The following is a 23,396-nucleotide window of genomic DNA, read 5'->3' as shown; positions in this document are numbered from 1 at the left end:
GATACACCGCATGTTCTGGTTTGACGACTGCTGCGCAGCCGAACGCAGCCTCGCAGGCTCGCAGGCTCGACAGCTGCTACGGGTGAACGCAGCCGTTGGCAGGCTACAAAACAGAGGGCGAATGGGGTGAGGCGGGGAGATAGGCTCGGGCAGTCAGAGATCTGACTGCCCGGACTGCGGCTCTGTTAGCCACAAGCTGAAGAACAGGCGGGGGGAATCGCAGCGGTTAATAGATGTCCTTGGAAAAGAGCGTAAAGGGTGTCTTGATCAGGATCTTGATGTCGAGCCACAACGACCAGTTGTTGATGTAGTTGAGGTCGATCTCCACGCGCTTTTGCATCTTGTCGAGGGTCTCGGTTTCGCCACGGCAGCCACTGATCTGGGCCAGCCCGGTGATGCCCGGTTTGATTCGATGACGGGCCATGTAGGCCTGGATCTTGCCGGTGTAGTAGTCGTTATGGGCAATCGCATGCGGCCGCGGCCCGACCAGCGCCATATGGCCTTGCAGTACGTTGAAGAACTGCGGCAGTTCATCGATGGACGTGCGTCGAATGAAACGGCCAACCGGGGTAATGCGAGGGTCTTCACGGCCGGCCTGGCGGACTTGATGGTCGTCGTGCAGGCGCATGGAGCGGAACTTCCAGACCTTGATGATCTTGCCGTTCCAGCCGTGCCGTTCCTGTTTGAAAATGATCGGCCCCGGGGAGGAGATCTTCACTGCGACGGCGATCACCAGCAGCAGTGGACTGAAGGCGATCAGCGCCAGGGCGGCGAGACCTCTGTCCAGCAGGGTCTTGCTGAGCGCCGCCGTCGGGTAGCTGGTCAGCGGGCTTTCATTGAGGTGGATGGCGGGCAGGCCATCCAGCTCGCTGACGGAGTGATTGAGCAACGTCATGCTGCCCAGGTCGGGAACCCAGACCACATCCACATTCGAATCGAGAAGGTCGATATACAGTGCTTCCACCTGTTTGGCTTCGCTCAAGGGCAGCGCGATGTACAACCGCCGGACATCGTGCACCCGGATCAGCTCGCGCAGCTCCTGCAACTGGCCCACGATCCGGTGGGTATTGAGGTTGGTCGACAGCTCGTTGGGTTTCGAGCTGATCAGACCGACCAGCGGTGGAAACTCGGTTTTGGCCAGTTTGTCCGCCAGATTCACCGCCAATTGATCGGTGCCGATGATCAGGGTGTTGTATTGGCTGTGCAGTTGCCGATGGTAGTGCCTGGAAAAGCTGTGCAAAGGCAGGTACAGCAAGGCCTGCACGCAATAACCTGCCACAGCCCAGACCATGATGATTTCCCGGGAGAACAATTCGCTGGTCTTGCTGAGAAAGCCAATGCTGGTCATCCCGGCCAGCGTCAGCAGCCATCCCAGCAGCAGTCGGCCCAGACCGGAGAGGTATCCATGTTGCTTGTGATAGACCAGCAGCAGCGAGTAGGAAGGGACCGAGCCCAGGAAAGTCAGCACGGCAAGCACACGATAATGAGCTTCGATTTCTCCTGTCTGGTACAACGCCAAAGCAAATAACAACACATTGACCGAAGTGATGGCAATTATCCATTGCCCCCAGAAGGTCAGTCCTTTGGATATGCTGTTTCGATTAATACGATTATGTACCATCGCGGTGTCCCTCGGGCGTGCGCCACGTTGTGTATCAGTCGACGGTTAATAAATGGCAGCCGCGCGCAAAGGCTGAGCGAGCGCAGTTCGGTCAGAAGTTATTTTTATTATTGGAAGGGAATAACGCGGGCTATGGCTGGCCATCCGAATGTTGTGTTCAAGTCAGCTGATACGGTTGTCTCAGTGTCCGGTTTTTATACTAGTACCTTAATCTTTGTGGGTGTCTGACGAATTATAACGGACACTACTTCCAGTGCCCCTGTTATAAAAGGTCGTGCTCTTTTGTTAGGAGGGCATCGCTAAATCGTCTATAAAATTACAGCATTCCGATAAGCGCTTGCCCGCCATGGGGAGGACCCCGGCAGGAACGATGGAGAGAAAGATGTGCGAGGGGCAGGCGGCAGGAAGTACAAGGCGAGGTGGTTAGGCAATCAAGCGGTATTGGGTGGGGTGGAAAATCGCATTTATTGTTATTGTTCTTGCGATCTCACTCAGTAAGCGATTCTGATCCTTTGTGCCAGGCAATAACCACGGTTTCTGACCGAACGAATCAGACGTTCCCCGTTGGCGGCCGTCTTGAATTTTTTCTGCAGCCGGCTCAAGCACATTTCAAGGCCGCTGTAATTCTCCGGATCTTTATCGATGCGTAGAATAAGATCGTTTTTGCTAAGTACCCGTCGATCACTGATGACCAGTTGGGTGAGCATTAACGATTCGGTTCCGGTCAATGGGATGGTTATATCTTCCTTGATTAATGTTCTATCGTCGGCATTAAACCACCAGATGTCGGGGTTACCCTGAGACTCTTTAATTCGGCTGACTGCAGAGATGAACTCTTCGTCTGCCACCGGTTTCTTGAGAAAACCATCAACCCCGAAATGCGAAAAGTGATGGAGTTCTGAATGCTCCGAGTTGGGAGTTATGAGTATGATTTCCGCATCTTTTTGATTCTTGCGGATAAAGCTGACATCGCTTAGCGAGATATCGGCCTGGTCGAGCAGGATGTGCGTAAATCGACTCTTTCGGATGCGTTCGCTGCTGAGTTTGCCAGATTCGATTTCAAAAGATAAATACAGGCGTTGTGCGAGAAGCGATTCTATAGCTTGTCGCGCCAGTTGATCTCGGGTGAAAATTAGAAAGCTGTTGTTTGACGTATTCACAATAAGGCTCCTTCCTAGTTTGGTGAAATTTTTAAAGCTTAAATAACCTCGGTCGGAGAGTAGTATCTCCCCTGGAAAAAATCGAAAGGCATGCTGCGGGCCAGTGTGTGCAGTGCTTTGTGCTCGACCCGGTCCGCGATGAATCTGATCTTACTGTCATGGATCATGCTGCTCAGGCAGTCGTAAGATCTGTTGAAAAAGTCCTGGCTGTTGTCGACCATGATGTCGAAATTGGATCGGGTCAGGTCCACTTTTATGTAATCGAACAGCTTCGGGCTGATCAGTTTTTCAGCGCTGTCATCGCTTAAGTCATAGCCGTCGAAAGCAATCTCGATCCCGTTGTCCTTCAATAAATGGATGTGATTGATAATGGTTCTTTTTTCTTTGAGATTGAACGAAAGGAGCGAACTGCCGTTAATGCTGGGGATTAACTGTTGTTCATGCTTCTTGAGTGTCGTTTGAGCGTCGTTCAGTTCTCGGATGAACGCTTTATCCAATAACGCGGATTGGTTCATGGTCACGAATAATTTATTGGGTGTCTGTACGGATGGAGACGACGTGGCCTCGATCTGTGAAAGGGCATTTAATTGGATCCGCATCAGTACTTCACGATAAATCGCCAGTGGGTGATCGGGATGCAACGGCTGATACCCCTTGTTCAGAGGTGTCTGTTGTTTGGTCGCTTTGGCATAAATCTCACTGCCGAACAATTCATCGTTTCGCTTGAGGATTGATTGCCTGAAGAAAACCAATGCGAAGTTATCTTGCACGGTATATTGCCTGCTGGACTCCATCGTTTAGTCCCTTTAAGAATGAAAGTTTGCTTGCTTTACTGAGACGACCCCTCGAAGTAATCGATAGCCATAACCGCGAACACTATGAATGATGTTAATGCCGAAGTGCTTTTTGATTTTGTTTCGAAGGCGGCTGATGGATTTCTCCAGAACACGTGAGTCATAAAGCTTGATATTCAAACCCATGGATTCGGCCATGCAATCGTGGTGCAGGATATTACCTTCCGCATTAATAAGCGCATCCAGGGCTTTCATTTCCTGATAAGCCAGATCCAGTTTGAACTCATCGTTGTATAAGTGCAGGCATGTTTGGTCCAGGGTCAACTTAATGGCGGACTGCCATTCAGGTGTTTCGAGCAACTCTGAAATTAACCTGGCTTTTTCATCCTGGTCGTTAGGTACATTGATACAATGATCGGCGCCGGCCAGGTAACATTCAATTTTTGTTTGCGGAGCACGAAAATTGATTGCAACGATAATGGACAGTTCTGTTGGGCTCGTACGTAATTTCTTGATGAGCGCCAGGCAGTCATTAAGAATGGAAGGGCTTTCAATGTCGATTAGTACGGCATCGTGGGCTTGAGCTTCGTTATCTGGGCTTAATGGGTTTGTATAATCTAATGTATATATAGGCGTGAGATTGGGTGCAAATAACTGTCGAAGTTTCTCTGCCGAGCGCCAAGTGCGCCCAATAGCGAGAATACCCCTCTGGCTATTTTCGATTTTGCTCTCAGTACTCATCGTGCAAATTACTCATATGTGCTGGCGTTGCAATCTTAATACACAAAATACTGAAATTATCTGACTTTTTATAACATTTTGAGCTTGTCAACAGGTGCCATTCTATCGCCAGTAGTTTCAGTTGATTCAATGACATAGCCAACTGTGGAGGCTTTAGCCAATTTGATTTTCTGATATCCGAATTAGTTGGTGAGCGCCTTTGCGTCGGACTAGGCCCTCGAGGTTGACTTTTCTATGATCAACACTGAGGCGTGGCTGATCCGCGGATTGGGCTACAGAACGAGGCATCACTGAGATGTCTTGCGTATAAATTGTGCGGAAGTCCGCATTTTTGATATCTGGAGTTGATTTATAAGGATATTCCACGGTGTTCTATGGCAGTTCAGGTGCGCGCTCGAAAGGCGCCAGTTCAACTGTTGCCTCTTTTTAGGGCGAATGAGAGCGGGGGGGGCATATTAATTGACTCCTTTTGCGTTGTATTCGTAATATTTTATGTCAAGAGCTGATTTTTTGAACGATGTAGTTGTTCCGTCTGGTTATTGAATAAAAAAAGCTAAGATTGATATCAGGGGGCCATTATACTTAAGTATTAGTCTTGGGCCCATCATTGGCCCTTTTCGCAATTAATCATCCATGACACGCCAAACCGATCGACCAGCATCCCGAAGCGTGCCGCCCAGAACGTCGTCTCCAATGGCATTTGAATACTCCCGCCTTGCGCCAATGCCGCAAACACTCGCTCTGCCTCAACCACACTGTCGAAATTCAATGACACCGAACAACCGCTCATGCCGGCGCTGGGGCGATCGGGTGTGGTATCCGACCCCATGATCGACTGATCCCCGACCAGCAGGCGCGTATGAATGATCAGGTTGTGGCAGTCCGCCGGCACATGGTCGCGAGCCGGGGTTTCGCCGAAGGTCATCATGACTTCGATCTGGCCAGGCAGGCTTTTGGCGTAGAAGTTGAAGGCATCCTGGCAGTCGCCGTTGAAGATCAGGTAGGGGGTGATTTTCATGTTCTGCTCCCGGTGATGGAGTGGGGCACATTGGTTGGACGTTCAGGTTCGTCTTCCAATCCCGATAGGCATTGACTCCTCATAGCAAAGCGCTAAAACGTGGTGAGCGACGATACTTTTTTAGATGTTTTTCCTATGGGCGAGGCGAGGCTTATCGCCTCATATCCACGTAAAGCGGGCGTCGCTCATTCCCCATACAGTATGACCTGCAGCGCCCCTTTACATCCGCCACCGAGTCCATCGCCCATGCCTGTCCTTACCCGTTTCGCCTCTTTGCTCGACCRGGCGAGGCGTGCCTTGCTGCTGGTCTGGGGAACGTCCCGCGGGCTGTTTCTGGGGTTGGTGCTGGGGACGCTGATCGCTGGTGTGCTGCCGGCACTCGCGGCCTGGTTGGGGCAGCGGATTGTCGACGCGGTAGTTACCGCGATGCAGTTGCACGCGCAACAGGGCAGCGCACCGTTGTGGCCGGTCGTGCGCTATGTGCTGTTTGAAGCGGGCGTGCTTGCGTTGCTGTCCGGGACGCAGCGCGCACTGTCGGTGCAGCAGTCGCTGTTGCGGGTGCAGTTGGGGCAGAAGGTCAACACGATGATTCTGGAGAAGGCCCAGACGTTATCGTTGGTGCAGTTCGAGAACTCCGAGTTCTACGACAAACTGGTTCGGGTGCGGCGCGAGGCATCGACCCGGCCATTGGCGCTGGTGATGAAGTCGCTGGGGCTGATCCAGAACCTGATCGTGTTGATCAGCTTTGGCGTGTTGCTGGTGCATTTTTCGCCCTGGGCGCTGGTACTGCTGGTGGTCGGGGCATTGCCGGTGTTCTTTGCCGAAGCGCACTTTTCCGGGGATGCCTTTCGGCTGTTCACGCGCCGGGCGCCGGAGAGTCGGCAGCAGAACTACATCGAGACACTGCTCTCCCATGAGGGCTACATCAAAGAGGTGAAGCTGTTTGGCTTCGCGCCGCTGTTGTTGCAGCGTTATCGGGACACGTTTGCTCGTCTCTACGCCGAAGACCGGCGTCTGACGTTACGTCGCGATGGTTGGGGATTTGTGCTGGGACTGCTGGGCACCGCGGCGTTTTATCTGGCCTATGCGTGGGTCGTGGTCGATACCGTTCACGGCAGCATCAGCCTCGGGCAAATGACCATGTACCTGGTGCTGTTCAAGCAGGGGCAGACGGCGGTGAGCAGCAGCTTGAGCGCGATCAGCGGTCTCTATGAGGATGGTCTTTACCTGTCGAGCCTCTATGAGTATCTGGCCGAACCGGTGGTGGCCGATGCCGGAAGCCTTACAGTGGGTGCGGTGCCCGGCGATGGGTTGCGTTTCGAGAGTGTCGGTTTCCGTTATCCGGGGGCGAGCCGCGCTGCTTTGCAGGGCATCGATCTGCACCTGTTGCCCGGACACAGTGTCGCGCTGGTGGGAGAAAACGGTTCGGGCAAAACCACGCTGATCAAGTTGCTGACGCGGTTGTATCGCCCTGATCAGGGCCGCATTCTGTTGGATGGCAGTGATTTGCAGGCCTGGGAAGAAGAGGCGCTGAGACGGCGCATCGGCGTGATTTTCCAGGACTACATTCGCTACCAGTTCTCCGTCGGCGAGAACATTGGTGTGGGCGACACCCTGGCGTTCAACGATGAAACCCGTTGGCAGCAAGCGGCCGCCGAAGGCATGGCCGCGCCTTTCATCGAGCGTCTGGATCGTGGTTACGCCACGCAATTGGGACGGTGGTTTGCCGGTGGGCAGGAACTGTCCGGTGGGCAATGGCAGAAGATCGCCTTGTCTCGCGCCTACATGCGCCGCGACGCCGATATCCTGATCCTGGACGAACCGACCTCGGCCCTGGATCCGGCGGCGGAAGCGGCGGTGTTCGAGCATTTCAGCCAACATACCGAAGGGCGCATGACGTTGCTGATTTCTCACCGCTTCTCCAGCGTGCGCAATGCCGACCACATCATCGTGCTGGATCAGGGGGCGATCCTTGAGCGAGGCGATCACGACAGCCTGGTCGCGGTGGGTGGGCGTTATGCGCAGTTGTTCAACGTGCAGGCGCGTGGTTATCGATAGCCGCAAACTTGGGCGATCATGAACAACTCACCGGCATCATCCGGTCGCGCAGGTTCAGCAAGCGCAAGGCCTGTTCCAGCAAGAGCGCGACGACGATGGCCCCGGCCGCGATGACGAACAGTAACCCGTGATGACCGCCGCTGGCGTTGAACAGCGCCGAGTAGGCAAACCCGGCGATGGCCTGAAAGGTTGCGAATGAAACCGTGGCTCGGCTCCAGGCCACTTGCTGTTGATGGTGTTGTGGCACCAGCTCATGCACCCGGGCCAGCGCCAGCGGCACGATGCCCGGCGGGAACGAACCGAGGATGACTGCCAGCAGGGCCAGGGCGGTGAACGAACTCGATATCGCCAGCAGGCCGACGGCAATCGCCTGCACCACCAGCACCAGGCGGATGCTCAGCTTCGCCCCCAGTTGATCGGCCAGAAAGCCATAACTCACCGGCCCGACTATCGCGCCGAGGCCGTACATCAGCCAGATCAGTGCACCGACATGGGGCCCGGCACCGAGGCCGCGTGCCACGTAATCCACCAGAAACACCATGGCTGGCACCAGCCCGGCAGCCATGAACGCGTACTGTGCAAACAGCAGATAAAGGTTGGGATCAAACGGCGATTTGGTGTGCTGAGCGTGTGGTGCAGCCGTTTCATTGGCAACGGATGACGGCCAGCCAAACCAGCTGGCGGCGGTCAGAATCAAGGCCAAGGCGCCGAGCCCAAGCCAAGTGTTCTGTAAGCCAAGGCTCAGCAGCGGTGGAACGAGGGTGCCTGAGCCGGCAATGCCCAAGCCGATGCCAAGGAAAATCGCACCGCTGGCCAGGCCTCGGCGCGAGGCGGGCACATGGGGCAACACGGTCGACGCCACCAGCACCATGATCGCGCCACCGGCAATCCCCGACAGCAAACGCCAACCGAAGAACCAACTCACCGATAACGGAAAGGCACAGGCAAAAAACGCCAGTGTCACCGCCAGCATCATCAGCCGCAAAGCGGTTTTGTTGGATGTGCGACGGGCCAGCGGATGGCCGATCAGTGCGCCGATCAAGTAGCCCACCAGATTGGCGGCGCCGAGGTACACCACGTCGTTGGCGGAAAACCACTGGGCCTGAATCAACGACGGTATCAACGGCGTGTAGGCAAAACGCGCCAGACCAATACTGACCAGGCTGGCGCAGAGGCCGGCGAAGATCGGCAGCCAGATCGCGCTGCGCCCAGTGTCGAGGGATGTGCTGTGCATGGGAGCGGTCCTGTGAGTTTGTGTTTGGCCTCAAGCATATCGAGGAACACTGATGCAATATTGCTGCGATTTCGCGCTACGATGATGCGTATATGCATCACTACAGGAAACGCTATGAATTGGGATGATGCGCGAGTGTTTTTGGCGGTTTGTCGCGAATCGACATTACGCGGTGCAGCGCGGGTGCTGAAGGTCGATCAGGCAACCGTCGGCCGGCGAATCGCCGCGCTGGAAAAATCGTTGAGCGCGACCCTGTTTCTGCGCACCTCCGAGGGCTATGCGCTGACCGCGGTCGGCGAAGCGGCGTTGCAATCCGTGGAAAAGATGGAGCACTCGGCATTTGAGCTGGAGCGACAGATTCAGGGCCTCGACGAACGATTGATCGGCAATGTGCGCGTCAGCACTACCGATTCTCTGGCCATCGATTTTCTGATCCCGGCCATCGCTCGTTTGCATGCGGTGCACCCCGACGTGCGGGTGCAGTTGGACGCCTCCACGCAAATCCTCAGCCTGGCCAAGCGCGAGGCGGATATTGCCGTGCGTAACACCCGGCCGGACAATCCCGACCTGATCGCCCGGCGCATCGCGCGCTGGCCGGTGGGGCTGTTCGCCTCGCGAAGTTATGTCGACGCCAACGGCATGCCGCAACCGGGCTCGGCCTTCGAGGGGCATGATCTGGTGGTGTATCAGCCGTACTTGCAGGGCAACAAGAACATGACCCTGGTCTCGGAACCCCTGAGCCGCGGGCGGATTGTCGCCAGCCTGAGTTCCAGCCTGCTGGTGCGTCGTTCGATTGCCGCAGGTCTCGGGGTGGGGGAGATCCCGGTGTACATGGGCGAGCGCGATGGGCTGGTCAGGCTCTGGCCGGAACGCACGCGCCCGTTGCCGTATGAAGTGTGGCTGGTGACCCATGCGGACCTGCGCCATACCGCGCGGGTGCGGGCGGTGATTGAGCAGATTGTCGAGGCGTTTGCACTGGAGAATGAATAAGTCAGGTTGTTCGTGTCGGTGCCCATTCAGTCAAAACAAATCACCCATCCTGCCTGCCCCCGACCATTCACAGCCTTCCAGCGTCAGCAACCGCTCTTTGGCCTCAAGCCCCCCGGCAAACCCCGTCAATTTCCCCGACGCCCCAATCACCCGATGACACGGCGCGACGATCGATATCGGATTTTTGCCGTTGGCCGCGCCCACCGCCCGAACCGCGCTGGGATTGCCGATCTGCCGGGCTATCTCGCTGTAGCTGCGCGTCTCGCCAAACGGAATCGTCAGCAATGCCTGCCACACCTGCTTCTGAAAGTCCGTCCCGGCAAAGTCCAGTTCCAGCTCGAAATGATTACGCGTGCCGGCAAAGTATTCCCGCAACTGCTGTGCGGCGCGTATCAGGATCGGGTTGTCCGCCGCTTCACTCATCGGCCCCAGTCTTACCCGGCCGGGTTTGTCGTTTTCCCAGAGGATGGCCGCCAGACGCGTGCCTTTCGCGACCAGCTTCAACTCGCCGACCGGCGACGCCAGGGTGGTGAAGGTGTAGGTCATGCCGGCGGACTCCGCACACGTGTTGAACAGGGGCCCAGCATACTGCCTCACCGGGGAGGCGCAATACGCAATTGCAGCCATACTTGCCTACTGCTTTTGAACCGTTCCCTCTGTTTCTGCACAGAGCCTAAAAACAAAAAAGAGACCGACTCATGAAGTTTGAACCTTTTGCCAAATCGCTCATGGCGACCACCTTGGCGCTGAGCTGCCTGATGGCTCACGCGGCCTCCGTTGCCCCGGTCGCGGCCGAAAACGGCATGGTCGTCACCGCCCAGCATCTGGCCAGCCACGTCGGCGTCGATGTCCTCAAGAATGGCGGCAATGCGGTCGATGCGGCGGTGGCGGTGGGTTATGCGCTGGCGGTGGTGTACCCCGCTGCAGGCAACCTGGGCGGCGGCGGCTTCATGACGATTCAATTGGCGGACGGGCGCAAGACCTTCCTCGACTTCCGTGAAAAAGCGCCGCTGGCCGCCACGGCCGACATGTACCTCGACAAGCAGGGCAGCGTCATCCCTGATCTCAGCACCCGCGGCCACTTGGCCGTCGGCGTGCCGGGCACTGTGTCTGGCATGGAGCTGGCGCTGAAGAAATACGGCACCAAACCCCGCAAGGAAGTGATCGCCCCGGCGATCAAACTTGCTGAAGACGGTTTTGTGCTGGAGCAGGGCGATGTCGATTTGCTGGAGTACGCCACAGACGTCTTCAAGAAAGACCTGCGCGACTCGGGCTCGATCTTCCTGAGCAACGGTGAGCCGATGCAGGTCGGGCAGAAACTCGTGCAAAAAGACTTGAGCAAAACCCTGCGGGAAATTTCCGAGAAGGGCGCCGACGGCTTCTATAAAGGCTGGGTGGCCGACGCCATTGTCACCTCCAGCCAGGCCAACAAGGGCATCATCACCCAGGCCGACCTCGACAAATACCAGACCCGCGAACTGGCACCCATCGAGTGCGACTACCGCGGCTACCACGTGGTCTCGGCGCCGCCGCCAAGCTCCGGCGGTGTGGTGATCTGCGAGATCATGAACATCCTCGACGGTTACCCGATGAAAGACCTCGGCTACCGCTCGGCGCAGGCCATGCACTACCAGATCGAAGCGATGCGCCACGCGTATGTGGATCGCAACAGCTACCTCGGCGATCCGGACTTCGTGAAAAATCCGATCGCCCATTTGCTGGATAAAAACTACGCGACCAAAATCCGCGCCGCCATCGATCCGCAAAAGGCCGGCGTGTCCCGCGAGCTCAAACCTGGTGTGGCGCCCCACGAAGGCAGCAACACCACCCATTACTCGATCGTCGACAAATGGGGCAACGCGGTGTCGGTGACTTACACCCTCAACGACTGGTTTGGCGCCGGCGTGATGGCGAGCAAAACCGGGGTCATCCTCAACGACGAAATGGACGACTTCACCTCGAAAATCGGCGTGCCGAACATGTACGGCCTGGTGCAGGGCGAAGCCAATGCCATCGCCCCTGGCAAGGCACCGCTGTCGTCCATGAGTCCGACCATCGTCACCAAGGACGGCAAAGTCGTCATGGTCGTCGGCACGCCCGGCGGCAGTCGCATCATCACCGCAACCCTGCTGACCATGCTCAACGTGATCGACTACGGCATGAACATCCAGGAAGCGGTGGATGCGCCGCGTTTCCACCAGCAATGGCTGCCGGAAGAAACCAACCTGGAGAACTTCGCCACCAGTCCGGACACCAAGAAGATGCTCGAAAGTTGGGGGCACAAATTTGCCAAGCCGCAGGACCCCAACCACATTGCGGCTATTCTGGTAGGTGCGCCTTCGCTGGAAGGCAAACCCGTGGGCAAGAACCGGTTCTATGGGGCGAACGACCCACGGCGTAATACCGGGTTGTCACTCGGTTACTGAAACAGGCGATCATCGGCCACCTGAACTCCCTGGGTGGCCCTGATCCCCGTAGGAGCTGCCGAAGGCTCGGGCCGCGTTCGGACGATCTTTTGATCTTGCTTTCGCTGACATCAAAGGCAAAAGATCGCAGGCTGCGCCAGCTCCTACAGGTGCTCGAACGCAGCCTCGCAAGCTCGACAGCTGCTACACAGGCTGAAAGGGAGTTGAAATCCATCGTTCCAGCGACCTGTCTAAGGAAGGAAGCCATGAGCACCGCACTCCTGATCATCGATGTCCAACGCGCGCTGTGTACCGGCGAGTATGAATGCTTCGACATCCAGCGCGTCATCGACACCATCAACGGCCTCAGCTCCAAAGCCCGAGCCGCCAATATTCCGGTCATCCTGATTCAGCACGAAGAAGAGGGCGACCTGCTGCAATACGGCACCGAAGGCTGGCAACTGGCCGACGGCCTGAAGACGTCACCCCAAGACCTGCGCGTGCGCAAAACAACTCCGGATTCGTTCTACCAGACCCACCTGCATGAACATCTGCAAGAGCTGGACGTCGACTGCCTGATTATCTGCGGCCTGCAAACCGACTACTGCGTCAACGCCACGGTCCGTGAGGCATTATCGCGAGGCTATGACGTAGTGCTGGCAGCCGACGCCCATACCACGATCGACAATGGCACGATGAGCGCCGAAGACATCATCACCGAACACAACAAGGTTCTGGCGCATCTGACCGGTTCCGTGGCGCGGATTGACGTAGTGCCGGCCAGCGAAATCAATATCTGAAAGCATCGGTAATTCCTGGATGTATTTCCCTCTCGCTTCAAATAAAACGGGCGCCGATCATGGCGCCCGTTTTTTGTTCAATCCGTCTGTAGCCGCCGCACCACCGCCTGAAAACGCTCCGACGCAATCCAGTCCGGATCCGCGTCCTCCACCAGCAGCATGATCCCCAGATAGTGTTCCAGATGCAGCGTAATCGTCTGCCCCTCGACGGCCAAGTCCCAATAACGCTGGTCCAATCCATTGATCTGTGCCGTCCAGGTCCCGCCCAGCCCTCGTGCCAATTCACTGGCGATGCGATTGAACAGATCCCGGTCGGATGTCTGCGAGAGATAAATTTCCCGTGGCGGCGGGGGCGACGGATCAGTCATGTTTTGCTCCTTGAGAATGAGCATGACTTTACGCTTCCTGCTGGATTTGTGGCGAGCGAGCCATACCAAAACAAGCGCCTTTTCACGTTTGTCTCGGCATACTGGCGCGCTCAAAGAATGGAATCTGCCCATGCCCCCGACCTTGTTCTGCTCTAACGCTCGCCGCGCTTTACTGCTGGGGTTTCTCGCATTCTCTGCCGCAGCCCATGCCAGTAGCTTCGATTGCACCAGCGCCGCCAGCTCCAGTGAAAAAGCCATTTGCGCCGACGCTTACACGTCGAAGCTGGACCAAAAACTGGGAGCGGTCTGGCGCTCGACGCTGGAAAAAGTCCCCGCCCCTAAAGTGTTAAAAGCAGACCAGCGTGAGTGGTTGAAACAACGTAACCGCTGCGCAGACCAAATCGATTGCTTGCGCCAACAGTACTTGATGCGCATCACTGAACTCGAACACGCGGCCATTCCGTTTACCTGGGACGCGACTTGGCAGCGCATTCCCTGGGGCGTTTCGACGGGAGCTGAGTTGAAGACAAAGCGTCGGGATTCGACTCATCTCGCCTTCGAAGTTTCTGCCGCGAGCGGCGCAAACTCTGGCGACCTGGATGGCGTCGCCAAACTGGATGGCACTCAGGCGCATTACGTCGAAGGTGCATGCGCGTTGACCTTCCAAGCCATCAACGGCGTGCTTGATGTCACCCAGGACGGCGCCGATGCCGATTGTGGTGCGGGCATGGGCGTGTTCTATGCCGGGCGCTATGTCGCGTCGGAACAGCCCTTGGCTCTGGACAACGATTTGCTGAGTCTGGGGTTGGCGCGTACACAGCAAGAAGACGATGCATTGCGGCAATTGCTCAAGGACGATTACCAGACGCTGGTGGACAGCAGCAGTTCCAGGCTGATCGGCGATGAGTCGAATGACCTGCCGGGCGCCGAAGTGACTGAAATGTGGGTACGCGGGCTGGGCAATACCAACGCCGCCATCCTCATGCGTACAGCGGACGTTCGATTTTGGCTAGTGCTGCTGGTGTTCGATGAGCAGAACAATTCCCGAGCCCGTTACTACACCAACGCGTCGGGTTGGAAAGGCCGCTTGCCCGATGTGCTGCAGCATTGGTATGACGAGCGAACGAAAGGGCAGGTGATGCCGTTGGATCTGATGCCTTAATGCAATCTCGTTGGCGACCACGCTAATGCGACGCTGCCGAGTAGTTATGTCTAGACTCGGTTGTTGGCTCGATAGAAGTGGGCGGTAACGGAACAACAGAAATAAAAGCACGCCCCAATGCCGGTAAGTTAAGAAATTTGAGCGACGAAAGCCTCGCTCCCACAGGTTCTGCACTTTGGCTCACTGGCATTAGCGTCTACCTCAATAAGAAGAGAACAAAAAAATGACCAAGGTCAGCGATATCCAGCAGCGAAGTCCCCTGATCGAGACACGTTCGATCGATTACATCCCCGAGGCCGAGCGCCATGGCAGCCTCTACAGCCAGTTCACCCTGTGGCTCGGCGCCAATCTGCAGATCACGGCGATTGTGACTGGCGCGCTGGCCGTGGTGCTGGGTGGCGATGTGTTCTGGTCACTCATTGGTTTGCTGATCGGCCAGTTGCTCGGCGGCGCGGTGGTGGCCCTGCACGCTGCACAAGGACCCAAGCTCGGGCTGCCGCAGATGATCTCCAGTCGTGTGCAATTCGGGGTCTATGGGGCGGCGATTCCGATTGTGCTGGTGTGCCTGATGTACCTCGGCTTCAGCGCCACCGGCGCGGTACTGTCGGGGCAGGCCATTGCCCAGTTGGTCCATGTCAGCGACAGCGCCGGCATCCTGATTTTCGCCTCCTGCATCGCGTTTCTGACCCTCTTCGGCTATCGGGTCATCCACCTGGTCGGCAGGGTGGCGAGCGTGCTGGGGATCATCGCCTTCGTCTATCTGTTTACCCGGCTGATGACGCTCAACGACATCGGTCTGTTGCTGGAAAACCGCCATTTCGGTTGGAGTACTTTCTTGCTGGCGGTGTCTCTTTCCGCATCCTGGCAGATTGCGTTCGGCCCTTATGTGGCCGACTACTCACGCTACCTGCCGAGCAAGACCTCGTCCTGGAAGACGTTCACCGCCGTCGGCCTGGGGACGGTGGTGGGGGCCCAGGCTTCCATGGTGCTGGGAGTGTTCGCCGCTGCGTTGGCGGGCGCGAATTTTCGTGGGCATGAGGTCGCTACCATCGTCGGGTTGGGCAGTACCGGGGTGATGGCCTCCCTGCTGTACTTGAGTGTGGTGTTCGGCAAGGTCACGGTGTCGACCCTCAACGCTTATGGCAGCTTCATGTGCGTGGCCACCATCATCAGTGGCTTTCGTCGTGGCTTCGAAATATCCGCCGGTAAACGCCTGCTGTTTGTGCTGGTGATTGTCGGCGCGTCCACCACGCTCGCGCTGCTGGGGCAGTACTCGTTCCTGAGCACGTTCAAGTACTTCATCCTCTTCCTGCTGACGTTCTTCACGCCGTGGAGCGCGATCAACCTGGTGGATTACTACTTCATCAACAAGGAGCGCTATGACATTCCGGCGTTGTCCGACCCAGCGGGGCGTTATGGCCGTTGGAATGTGTTGGGGATCAGTGTGTATGTGCTCGGGGTGTTGGTCCAGCTGCCTTTTGTCGACACTCACTTCTACTCCGGACCAATGGTCGCGCAGCTCGGCGGTGTCGATATTTCCTGGATCGTCGGGCTGGTGGTGCCGGGCATGCTCTATTACTGGCTGGCCAGGACATCAGCGCTTGCGGTGTCGGTCGAGCGCAGTTCGCAGGCTTGAATGCCCGGTCATCAAAGGGGGCAGGGCGGGCGCGCGGCTAACTACCGGGTCCTCGAGCGTCTCCTATACTGATCCGCGTTGACGGTTCAACGCAGACACCGAATGCCGCCGGAACAGCAGCCAGCGTTCCGGCGACTTCCCTACGACTCAACAGTAAGGAGAACGAACATGGCAATCCGTATTGGCGACGAAGCACCGGACTTTACTGCCGAAAGCACCGAAGGCCCGCTGCATTTCCATGAGTGGATCGGTGACAAGTGGGCGATTCTGTTCTCGCACCCCAAGGACTTCACCCCGGTGTGCACCACTGAGCTTGGCTACATGGCGGGGCTCAAGCCGGAGTTCGATAAGCGCAACACCAAAATCGTCGGGCTCAGTGTCGACCCTGTCAGTAACCATAAGACCTGGGCCAAAGACATCGAAGAAACCCAGGGGCATGCGGTCAACTACCCCATGATCGGCGACGAGAACCTGGTGGTGGCGAAGCTCTACGACATGATTCATCCGAATGCCAGTGGCGGCGCACGGACTGCCGTGGACAACGCCACGGTGCGTTCGGTGTTCATTATCGGCCCGGACAAAAAGGTCAAGGCGATGCTGATCTACCCGATGAGTGCCGGGCGCAACTTCGATGAAGTGCTGCGTCTGCTCGACTCTCTGCAACTGAACGCCAAGCACACCGTCGCCACGCCGGTGAACTGGCGTCCGGGCGAGGACGTCATCATTCCCACGTCGGTCTCCGATGAGGACGCCAGGAAGAAATACCCGGATGGCTTCAAGACGCTGAAACCTTATTTGCGCACGGTGGCGCAACCGAGGTAAGGCGCAGAACCTGTGGGAGCGTGGCTTGCCCGCGAAGAATGCACCGCGGTTTTTCAKGGATTACGCGTCATCGTTCTTCGCGGGCAAGCCACGCTCCCACAGGATTTTCGTCACTCGAATTTGCCGGCATTCACTCAAGGCGCCCCAAACAGCATCGTCCAATAAACCCCTTTGTTGCTGCGCGAATCGCTGGCATACGCCGCGCCGACCTGGGTAAACATCGGGTTCATCAGGTTGGCGCAATGCCCGGGGCTGGCCAGCCAGCCGGACATCGCCTGGCCGGGGGAGCCTTGCCCGGCGGCGATGTTCTCTCCGATCTGCCGGCCGCGGTAACCGGCGGCTCTGGCGCGATCCGCCGGCATGTCACCGTCGGGATCCTGGTGGGCGAAGTAGTTGCCGTAGGCCATTGCCTTGCTGTGGCCTTGAGCGGCGGCGCCAAGGGCGGCGTTCCAGGTTAATGGCCGTGCGGCGGCAAAGCGTTGGCGCCCACACATACGTGGCCTGGCCCTTGCCGCGTTGACCTGCGCCAGCAACGTCTTGCCCGCAGCGCGCGAATCGCCGATACGCCCATCGAGCACCGGTTGCGCCAGCACCACCCGCCATTCGCTGCGGGCACGAGTGACGCCGATGTCGGCGTATTGGGTATCGAGCAGCGCCCCACAGTAATCGCTCTGAAGCATGTCGAACGCCTCATCGGCGTCTTGCGCGCCGACCAGGCGGATGGTCCGCACCGTTACAGCCTGATAGCCGTTAGCCTTCAAGCCTTCCCGCAAGCCACCGCCATAGCTGATCGGCAAGGACAAGTCCGATTTCAGCGCCAGTGGCCGTAACGGCCTGACCGCACGCCCCGCGCAGCGGTCGGGATCGGCGCGATAGTCGTTAATGACTTCCACCAGTTGCCGTTCCCCACTGGCCTGGGCGGGGCTGGCGAACAGCGGAAACAAAGGCATCAGGCACAGCGAAATAAAGCGGCAGCAGCGGACAGTCGGGCGCATGAACAGACAGCTCTGATGAGTTGACGACGATAAGGGTGGGATAAAGATGAGCAATAACCGCATGAGCGCTTCTTTGGGCGAGCGTCTTTTACGGCACGGCTATGACTGCGGGTCTCAAAACTGGTTCACGAGGGGAGCAGACAAATTTGACGGCTACGCTGAGAGGCCCGATTCAGGCGGGTCACCAGCCTGGGACAGCAGACGCTCGCACTGGTAACGTACTGACATCATTCGAGTGGTACAGGGACATGACTAACACCAAGGGCGACAAGGATTGGGTCAAGCGCTCGGCACAGCCGTTGAAGATGGAGCGCATCGAAGCCTTTTTTGGCGGCCATGGCTTTACGCCGCATCGCCACGATACTTACGCGATCGGGCGAACGCTGTCGGGTGTACAAAGTTTCCAGTACCGCAAATCCCAGCGCCACAGCCTGCCCGGGAAAACCATCGTCTTGCACCCGGACGAGGTGCATGACGGTGAGGCCGGTACCGAAGCGGGTTTTCATTACCGGATGATCTACATCGAACCTGCCTTGATTCAGCAGGTGTTGGGCGGCAAGCCGTTGCCATTTATCGAGGGCGGCTTATCGAGCGACCCACGGCTGGGTGCCGCAACCCAGGTGCTGCTGCAAAACCTCGACGCTTGCATTGAGCCCCTGGAAGAAGACGATGCCATTTACGATCTCGCGCAGGCGCTGGATACGCTCTCTGGTCAGCGTGGGCGGCGCAAGTCATTTGATTTTGCAGCGGCCGAGCGCGCGCGTGCGCTGATTCATGACTCGCTGGATCGAGTCATTACCCTGGATGAATTATCCCAGGCGAGTGGTCGAGACCGGTGGAGCCTGAGCCGTGATTTTCGGGCGCTGTACGGCACAAGCCCCTATCGGTACATGACCCAACGCCGGCTCGACCTGGCAAGGGCATTGATGATTGGGGGCCACTCGATGGCAGAGGCGGCCGTATGCGCAGGTTTTTTCGACCAAAGCCACATGACGCGTCAATTCGTCCAGACCTACGGCGTCTCCCCCGGCCGGTGGCTGAAGAGGTTGGGCCTTGATTGAGCATGGCCCCCGCCAACTTGCACAATCATGCAATACGCAGCGTTAGGTCATCCCTAGAGTCAGGGCTCGATATCTTGTCCAATGAGGGTGACTTAAATGAATTCCCAGGCCTGCACCGCGATTAACTTTGCCGAAAAATATGCCTTGTTCAGCGAGCAATGGGCGCCAAAGGTGATTGCCGAAATGAACGACTATCAGTTCAAGGTGGTGAAAATCGAAGGCGACTTTGTCTGGCATTCCCATGCCGATACCGATGAAGCCTTCATCGTCCTTGAAGGCGAGCTTCGCATCGATCTTCGGGAGGGGGCCGTCGTGGTTGGGCGGGGAGAAATGTACGTCGTCCCCAAGGGCGTCGAACACAAGCCTTACGCTGAACGCGAGGTGAAGCTGTTGCTGATCGAGCCGCGAGGTGTGCTGAATACCGGTGATCAAGCCGGGGAAAGAACCGCAATGAATGATGTGTGGATCTAGACGTTTTAGTGGTTTTTGCCGGCCTTTTCGTTGAAACGATTCGATGGAGGCCGGCAGAATGCCTCTCGTCGGGAGATAAAGCAGCTATTGCGCGCTTTTCAGCTATTCTTGCGGCATCTGGAGGGTGCCATTACGTGATGGCACACGATGCACAGGGAAGGGAAAGATAAAATGGATGATGTGCATTGCGTGCAAGTTATCGCTGTGACCGGCGGCAAGGGTGGCGTGGGCAAGACCACGGTGGCGGTTAACCTCTCGTTGGCGTTGGCGAAAATGGGGCGGCGCGTCGTATTGCTGGATGCCGATCTTGGCCTGGCGAATATCGATATTCTGCTGGGGCTGACCCCGCGCTACACACTGGCCGATGTTCTCGAAGGGCGTTGCGAGCTGTCCGAGGCACTCATGCCAGGGCCTGGAGGCATTCGTGTGGCCCCGGCCTCTTCTGGTTTGCAGAACATGACTCATCTGGAGCCTGCGCAATACCGCGCGCTGATCCAGGCCTTTAGCGATATCGGCGACAAACTGGATGTGCTGATCATCGATACGGCCGCCGGTATCGGTGGCTCAGTGATCAATTTCATCCGCGCGTCTCAGGAAGTGCTGGTGGTGGTGTGCGATGAACCCACCTCGATCAGCGGCGCCTACGGGCTGATCAAATTGCTCAACCTGAACTACGGTTTGCAGCGTTTTCGCGTGCTGGCCAACATGACAGGCAGTCCGGCGGAAGGTCGCAATCTGTTTGCCAAGCTGGAAAAGATTACCGAAATGTTCCTGGATGTCTCGCTGCAATACGTCGGCGCGGTGCCGAACGACGAAAGTGCGCACAAAGCCGTGCAGAAGGGGCGTGCAGTGTTTGAAGCCTTCCCTCGTTCCAAGTGCGCTCAAGCTTTCCAGGCCCTTGCTCACAACGTCGATAGTTGGCCATTGCCGACTCATCCGAGAGGGCACGTGGAGTTCTTCGTTGAGCAACTCGTGCAGAATTCCGGCAGGTGAGRCTGTCGACGGCGGCAGCCCATCGCTAGCTCGGCAGCGAAACGTGTTTCACAGCTTGTAGCCAATCTGCCGCAACAAATTCTTGCGCCACAGGATGTCTTCGTCGCCTTCAATGCCATTGGCACAGAAGCCATCCACGACGCCCAGGATCGCGCGTCCCTGTTCCGTCTCGGCAAGAATCACTTCGGTTGGATTGGCTGTTGCACAAAAAATGCGGCACACCTCTGGCACCATTTTTACGACGTTCAACACGTTCAGCGGATAGAAACCGTCGCCGAGGAAAATGATGAAGCTATGGCCGGCGGCAATGGCTTGCGCGTTTTTCTGCGCCAGCTCGATCATGGCGGTATTGGTGCCAGACCATCGCACCAGGCATTTGCCGGAGGCTTCACAAAAAGCCACGCCAAACTGGATACCTGGCACGGCGTTTATCAACGCTTCGTGGATGTCTTCAACGGACTTGATGAAGTGCGTCTGACCAAAAATGAAATTCGTCGCTTCCGGTTTGTCGATTTTCAACGTGATGAGTTGCATCTCAAACGCCTCCTGTCACGATGTCGCGGACCGGCATCGGGCCTCAATTCAAGCCGGGACGATCTCCTGCTCCTCTGGCTGCGTCTCCGGGTGGATGCGAACATCCCCCAGTCTCCTTATGGTTGACTTGGGCAAGGTCGGGGCATCCAGAAGAATCGCATCGATGCGCTTGCGGATGTCCAGCACGATTGGGCCCAGGATAGCTTCGTCCTTGCCGCTGGCGATTTCGTCCTGAATCTCGCGAGACATCGCACCGAGCTTCTCGGAGGTGTCTTTGTGCCCGGCAGCCCGGGTATCAAAGTTCAGGAAGGTCTGCACTGAACTCAGCACCAGGGTCAGCAGTGAAAGGATGCCGGCTGCATATTGGAGCCATGCTGGCGATGAGTCACTGATTGAACCAAAGACGCTGGCGCTGACTATCGCCGACAACACCACGCAAGGGATGCCCAGTTTCCAGCTGAACTTCTCGAAATCCCGGGCACTGATTTCGTGCTCGATCTGCAACCGCACGATCATGCGATTCCATTTGGTCAGTAACTCGAGCCGGCTCATGATTGCAGTCCTTTGCAGAGGAATACAGATGAATATTAGCTCCTATTTGACCACCAGCCAGGGCGCCGGGATTCAGTCTGTGGGCTGTCGTCGTACCTTAACGTGGTTTCATTCGATAGGCCGTCGCGCTCCAGTACCGATTACCATTGCTGGTATGGCGAATCCATCCGGTAGCCTCCAGGTGCTTGGCAATCATTCGATTCATTATTCCATGACCGAGCAGTAGAACGGGCCCTTCGTCGGCAAAGGATTGAAGCCGTTGAGCTGCCGTATTGGCCCGCATTCTGGCCTTACTGGCAGACTCGACCTTCCCCGAGAAACCGCACAACCATAAAACACGAAGAATAAATGCCCACGTAAACGGTGAAAGGCGCGGCAGTGTCCATCGTCCATGGGGGAGCTGCGCTTCGCAGAACACATCATCGACAAGGCTGGCTTGCAGGCCTAGCGCTCGAACCGACGTCAGCGCCCGGGGCGCACTGCTCGACACGATCATTCTGGCGGTACGCGCCAGCGCGACACTCGATTGCGGGGCGGGTTGGTCGATGATTTCTGACAGGTCGTATTGCTCGATCCAGCGTTTCATATCGCGCGCTGAAACTTTGTCTTGCACGGCCAGATCTGGCTGGCCATGACGCATCAAGATGATTTCCTTTTCCACTGTTGTTACGTCCTTGTTTTGCTATTCCGTGAGTGGTTGCACCCATCGGGGATTTGAAGGCAAACGACTCGTTGTGGGTCAAACTACAATGCCTGCGTTGTAGTCCTGTCAGCGATACTCAAGAGGCAGGCGAGCGACAATCATTATGAAGAGGGATAACCACCATGAGCAAGGAGACGGCCGGTTCAAAGGACACTGAGGGGCAAGGCTCTGCCTCTGCGCTGATCGAGGCGAAAATCAAGGCACTGGATGATTGGCGGGGCGAGACGCTCGCTCGGGTTCGAACGCTCATCAAACAGGCCGACCCCGACGTGGTCGAGGAGTTGAAATGGCGGGGCGTTCCGGTGTGGTCGCATGCCGGCATCCTCTGCACCGGCGAGACGTACAAAAATGCCGTGAAGATGACGTTCGCCAAGGGCGCCTCGCTGGAAGACCCTTCAGGACTGTTCAACGCCAGCCTCGATGGCAACACCCGGCGTGCCATCGATATTCATGAGGGCGACCGGATTGATGAAACAGCCTTGAAGGCGCTGATTCGCGCCGCCGTGGCGCTTAATCTGTCGTAGCGCCGTTCAGTCGAGCACAGATTCCGGTTCATCCAGGTGATCGATGTGCTTGAACCGCTCGACCAGAAAATCGATCAGGCTGCGCACTCGCTCCAGGGAATTGCGCTTGATCAGAGGGGCGGTTGAGCAACCAGGCCTTCTTCCCCTCGCAGCTGACGGCTCATGTCGTCGCAGCTTTGCGACCAGGTTGTCAGCCACATCGACATCTCGGGTGACTGTTCGGCCAACCCCAGCTCGCGGACGAACTCGACCGGTGCAACCGTGCCTTTGGCCGCGCGGAACAGCCCCCGCATGATGACGACGCCAATTACCCGGCCTTTACTCACGAAGCGGTGTTCCATAAAGCTCCATTTATCGTCCCAGCCGAGTATGCGGGTATGAATCTCGAACGATTCGAACAGCTTCAGTTCACGACGAAACTTGCCCCAGGTATCGCCAACGATCGGCACGGCCTTATTGCGCAAGGCTACTCGAAAGGCGCCACTGCGCAGCACGAAATCCATGCGGCCTATATCGGCCAGAGTGAAATAGCGGCCATTGGTGACGTGGCGGTTGAGGTCGAGGTCGAGCGGCCAGACACGCAGGCGGATGACGGTGGTGGCCAGGCCGTCCACCGGTTTGCGCCATGGGCGACGGAACAGCATGAGGATAAGTCGGAACCAGAGATTCATAAGTACGCCGAGGATTGAATGACCGGTGAACTTTAGGGGGCGGAAATCGGATAAGGTAGGTGCACAAATGACTTTTTTCATGC

General features: G+C 57.2%; 24 protein-coding genes. 11 read left to right on the top strand and 13 right to left on the bottom strand.

Annotated elements, in window-relative coordinates:
* Nucleotides 1-226 precede the first annotated feature (226 nt).
* From AC1D2Q_RS18485 to AC1D2Q_RS18465, 5 genes are all read right to left on the bottom strand, one after another.
* Nucleotides 227-1,621, bottom strand: a complete 1,395-nt coding sequence (locus tag AC1D2Q_RS18485; protein ID WP_477814112.1) for an undecaprenyl-phosphate glucose phosphotransferase — start codon at nt 1,619-1,621, stop codon at nt 227-229.
* 491 nt (nt 1,622-2,112) lie between these two features.
* A complete protein-coding gene (locus tag AC1D2Q_RS18480; protein WP_477814111.1) occupies nt 2,113-2,781 on the bottom strand; it encodes a winged helix-turn-helix domain-containing protein in 669 nt (222 codons plus the stop codon).
* Between the two features lie 38 nt (nt 2,782-2,819).
* Complete coding sequence (locus tag AC1D2Q_RS18475; protein WP_018928260.1) at nt 2,820-3,575, bottom strand: EAL domain-containing protein; 756 nt, start codon at nt 3,573-3,575, stop codon at nt 2,820-2,822.
* A 12-nt stretch (nt 3,576-3,587) separates the two neighbouring features.
* Nucleotides 3,588-4,316 carry a winged helix-turn-helix domain-containing protein gene (locus AC1D2Q_RS18470; RefSeq protein WP_477814110.1) on the bottom strand — a complete coding sequence of 243 codons (729 nt, stop codon included), beginning with the start codon at nt 4,314-4,316 and terminating at the stop codon, nt 3,588-3,590.
* Nucleotides 4,317-4,920: 604 nt separating this feature from the next.
* The gene (locus tag AC1D2Q_RS18465) at nt 4,921-5,334 is read right to left on the bottom strand and encodes a VOC family protein (protein ID WP_477814109.1); all 414 of its coding nucleotides are present in this window, start codon (nt 5,332-5,334) and stop codon (nt 4,921-4,923) included.
* Between the two features lie 246 nt (nt 5,335-5,580).
* Here AC1D2Q_RS18465 and AC1D2Q_RS18460 point away from each other — a divergent pair, with 246 nt between their 5' ends.
* Nucleotides 5,581-7,392: an ABC transporter ATP-binding protein gene (locus AC1D2Q_RS18460; protein WP_477814108.1), complete on the top strand. Its 1,812-nt coding sequence runs from the start codon at nt 5,581-5,583 to the stop codon at nt 7,390-7,392.
* Nucleotides 7,393-7,408: 16 nt separating this feature from the next.
* On the opposite strand, the gene AC1D2Q_RS18455 is transcribed toward AC1D2Q_RS18460, so the two are convergent.
* Nucleotides 7,409-8,626 (bottom strand): YbfB/YjiJ family MFS transporter, encoded by a 1,218-nt coding sequence (locus tag AC1D2Q_RS18455; RefSeq protein WP_477814107.1) that lies wholly within the window; start codon nt 8,624-8,626, stop codon nt 7,409-7,411.
* Nucleotides 8,627-8,740: 114 nt separating this feature from the next.
* Here AC1D2Q_RS18455 and AC1D2Q_RS18450 point away from each other — a divergent pair, with 114 nt between their 5' ends.
* Nucleotides 8,741-9,616 carry a LysR family transcriptional regulator gene (locus tag AC1D2Q_RS18450; RefSeq protein WP_477814106.1) on the top strand — a complete coding sequence of 292 codons (876 nt, stop codon included), beginning with the start codon at nt 8,741-8,743 and terminating at the stop codon, nt 9,614-9,616.
* Nucleotides 9,617-9,646: 30 nt separating this feature from the next.
* On the opposite strand, the gene AC1D2Q_RS18445 is transcribed toward AC1D2Q_RS18450, so the two are convergent.
* Entirely contained in the window at nt 9,647-10,162 is a 516-nt protein-coding gene (locus AC1D2Q_RS18445; protein ID WP_096480759.1) for a methylated-DNA--[protein]-cysteine S-methyltransferase, read from the bottom strand.
* A 152-nt stretch (nt 10,163-10,314) separates the two neighbouring features.
* Here AC1D2Q_RS18445 and ggt point away from each other — a divergent pair, with 152 nt between their 5' ends.
* Entirely contained in the window at nt 10,315-12,042 is a 1,728-nt protein-coding gene (gene ggt / locus AC1D2Q_RS18440; RefSeq protein WP_477814105.1) for a gamma-glutamyltransferase, read from the top strand.
* A gap of 245 nt (nt 12,043-12,287) precedes the next feature.
* Nucleotides 12,288-12,821 (top strand): cysteine hydrolase family protein, encoded by a 534-nt coding sequence (locus AC1D2Q_RS18435; protein WP_477814104.1) that lies wholly within the window; start codon nt 12,288-12,290, stop codon nt 12,819-12,821.
* Between the two features lie 77 nt (nt 12,822-12,898).
* On the opposite strand, the gene AC1D2Q_RS18430 is transcribed toward AC1D2Q_RS18435, so the two are convergent.
* The gene (locus AC1D2Q_RS18430) at nt 12,899-13,189 is read right to left on the bottom strand and encodes a DUF3630 family protein (RefSeq protein WP_019582000.1); all 291 of its coding nucleotides are present in this window, start codon (nt 13,187-13,189) and stop codon (nt 12,899-12,901) included.
* 130 nt (nt 13,190-13,319) lie between these two features.
* Between AC1D2Q_RS18430 and AC1D2Q_RS18425 the strand changes: the two genes are divergently transcribed.
* From AC1D2Q_RS18425 to AC1D2Q_RS18415, 3 genes are all read left to right on the top strand, one after another.
* On the top strand, nt 13,320-14,351 hold the full coding sequence (locus tag AC1D2Q_RS18425) for a lysozyme inhibitor LprI family protein (protein ID WP_477814119.1): 1,032 nt from the start codon (nt 13,320-13,322) through the stop codon (nt 14,349-14,351).
* Between the two features lie 223 nt (nt 14,352-14,574).
* A complete protein-coding gene (locus AC1D2Q_RS18420) occupies nt 14,575-15,987 on the top strand; it encodes a purine-cytosine permease family protein (RefSeq protein ID WP_477814103.1) in 1,413 nt (470 codons plus the stop codon).
* A gap of 168 nt (nt 15,988-16,155) precedes the next feature.
* The gene (locus AC1D2Q_RS18415) at nt 16,156-16,809 is read left to right on the top strand and encodes a peroxiredoxin (RefSeq protein ID WP_477814102.1); all 654 of its coding nucleotides are present in this window, start codon (nt 16,156-16,158) and stop codon (nt 16,807-16,809) included.
* 134 nt (nt 16,810-16,943) lie between these two features.
* Here AC1D2Q_RS18415 and AC1D2Q_RS18410 read toward each other — a convergent pair whose 3' ends face one another.
* A complete protein-coding gene (locus tag AC1D2Q_RS18410; protein WP_477814101.1) occupies nt 16,944-17,804 on the bottom strand; it encodes a CAP domain-containing protein in 861 nt (286 codons plus the stop codon).
* A gap of 248 nt (nt 17,805-18,052) precedes the next feature.
* Here AC1D2Q_RS18410 and AC1D2Q_RS18405 point away from each other — a divergent pair, with 248 nt between their 5' ends.
* The 3 genes from AC1D2Q_RS18405 (at nt 18,053) to AC1D2Q_RS18395 (ending at nt 20,329) form a co-directional block, all read left to right on the top strand.
* Nucleotides 18,053-18,865, top strand: coding sequence for an AraC family transcriptional regulator (locus tag AC1D2Q_RS18405; RefSeq protein WP_477814100.1), 813 nt, complete (start codon nt 18,053-18,055; stop codon nt 18,863-18,865).
* Between the two features lie 96 nt (nt 18,866-18,961).
* On the top strand, nt 18,962-19,336 hold the full coding sequence (locus AC1D2Q_RS18400) for a cupin domain-containing protein (RefSeq protein WP_477814099.1): 375 nt from the start codon (nt 18,962-18,964) through the stop codon (nt 19,334-19,336).
* 171 nt (nt 19,337-19,507) lie between these two features.
* Nucleotides 19,508-20,329 carry a MinD/ParA family ATP-binding protein gene (locus AC1D2Q_RS18395; RefSeq protein WP_305411871.1) on the top strand — a complete coding sequence of 274 codons (822 nt, stop codon included), beginning with the start codon at nt 19,508-19,510 and terminating at the stop codon, nt 20,327-20,329.
* 48 nt (nt 20,330-20,377) lie between these two features.
* On the opposite strand, the gene AC1D2Q_RS18390 is transcribed toward AC1D2Q_RS18395, so the two are convergent.
* The 3 genes from AC1D2Q_RS18390 to AC1D2Q_RS18380 form a co-directional block, all read right to left on the bottom strand.
* Nucleotides 20,378-20,863 (bottom strand): adenosine-specific kinase, encoded by a 486-nt coding sequence (locus tag AC1D2Q_RS18390; protein ID WP_477814098.1) that lies wholly within the window; start codon nt 20,861-20,863, stop codon nt 20,378-20,380.
* A gap of 48 nt (nt 20,864-20,911) precedes the next feature.
* Nucleotides 20,912-21,415, bottom strand: coding sequence for an SLATT domain-containing protein (locus AC1D2Q_RS18385; RefSeq protein WP_477814097.1), 504 nt, complete (start codon nt 21,413-21,415; stop codon nt 20,912-20,914).
* A 97-nt stretch (nt 21,416-21,512) separates the two neighbouring features.
* A complete protein-coding gene (locus AC1D2Q_RS18380; protein ID WP_477814096.1) occupies nt 21,513-22,076 on the bottom strand; it encodes a histidine phosphatase family protein in 564 nt (187 codons plus the stop codon).
* Nucleotides 22,077-22,240: 164 nt separating this feature from the next.
* Here AC1D2Q_RS18380 and AC1D2Q_RS18375 point away from each other — a divergent pair, with 164 nt between their 5' ends.
* Nucleotides 22,241-22,642 carry a DUF1801 domain-containing protein gene (locus AC1D2Q_RS18375; protein WP_477814095.1) on the top strand — a complete coding sequence of 134 codons (402 nt, stop codon included), beginning with the start codon at nt 22,241-22,243 and terminating at the stop codon, nt 22,640-22,642.
* A 110-nt stretch (nt 22,643-22,752) separates the two neighbouring features.
* Here the strand turns inward: AC1D2Q_RS18375 and AC1D2Q_RS18370 are convergent, their stop codons facing one another.
* Complete coding sequence (locus tag AC1D2Q_RS18370; RefSeq protein WP_477814094.1) at nt 22,753-23,313, bottom strand: thioesterase family protein; 561 nt, start codon at nt 23,311-23,313, stop codon at nt 22,753-22,755.
* Nucleotides 23,314-23,396: the final 83 nt, after the last annotated feature.

It is taken from the genome of Pseudomonas sp. P1_A1 (genome assembly GCF_056406935.1).
The sequence above is the reverse complement of the archived record's forward strand: the minus strand, read 5'-3'. Positions and strand labels throughout refer to the sequence as shown.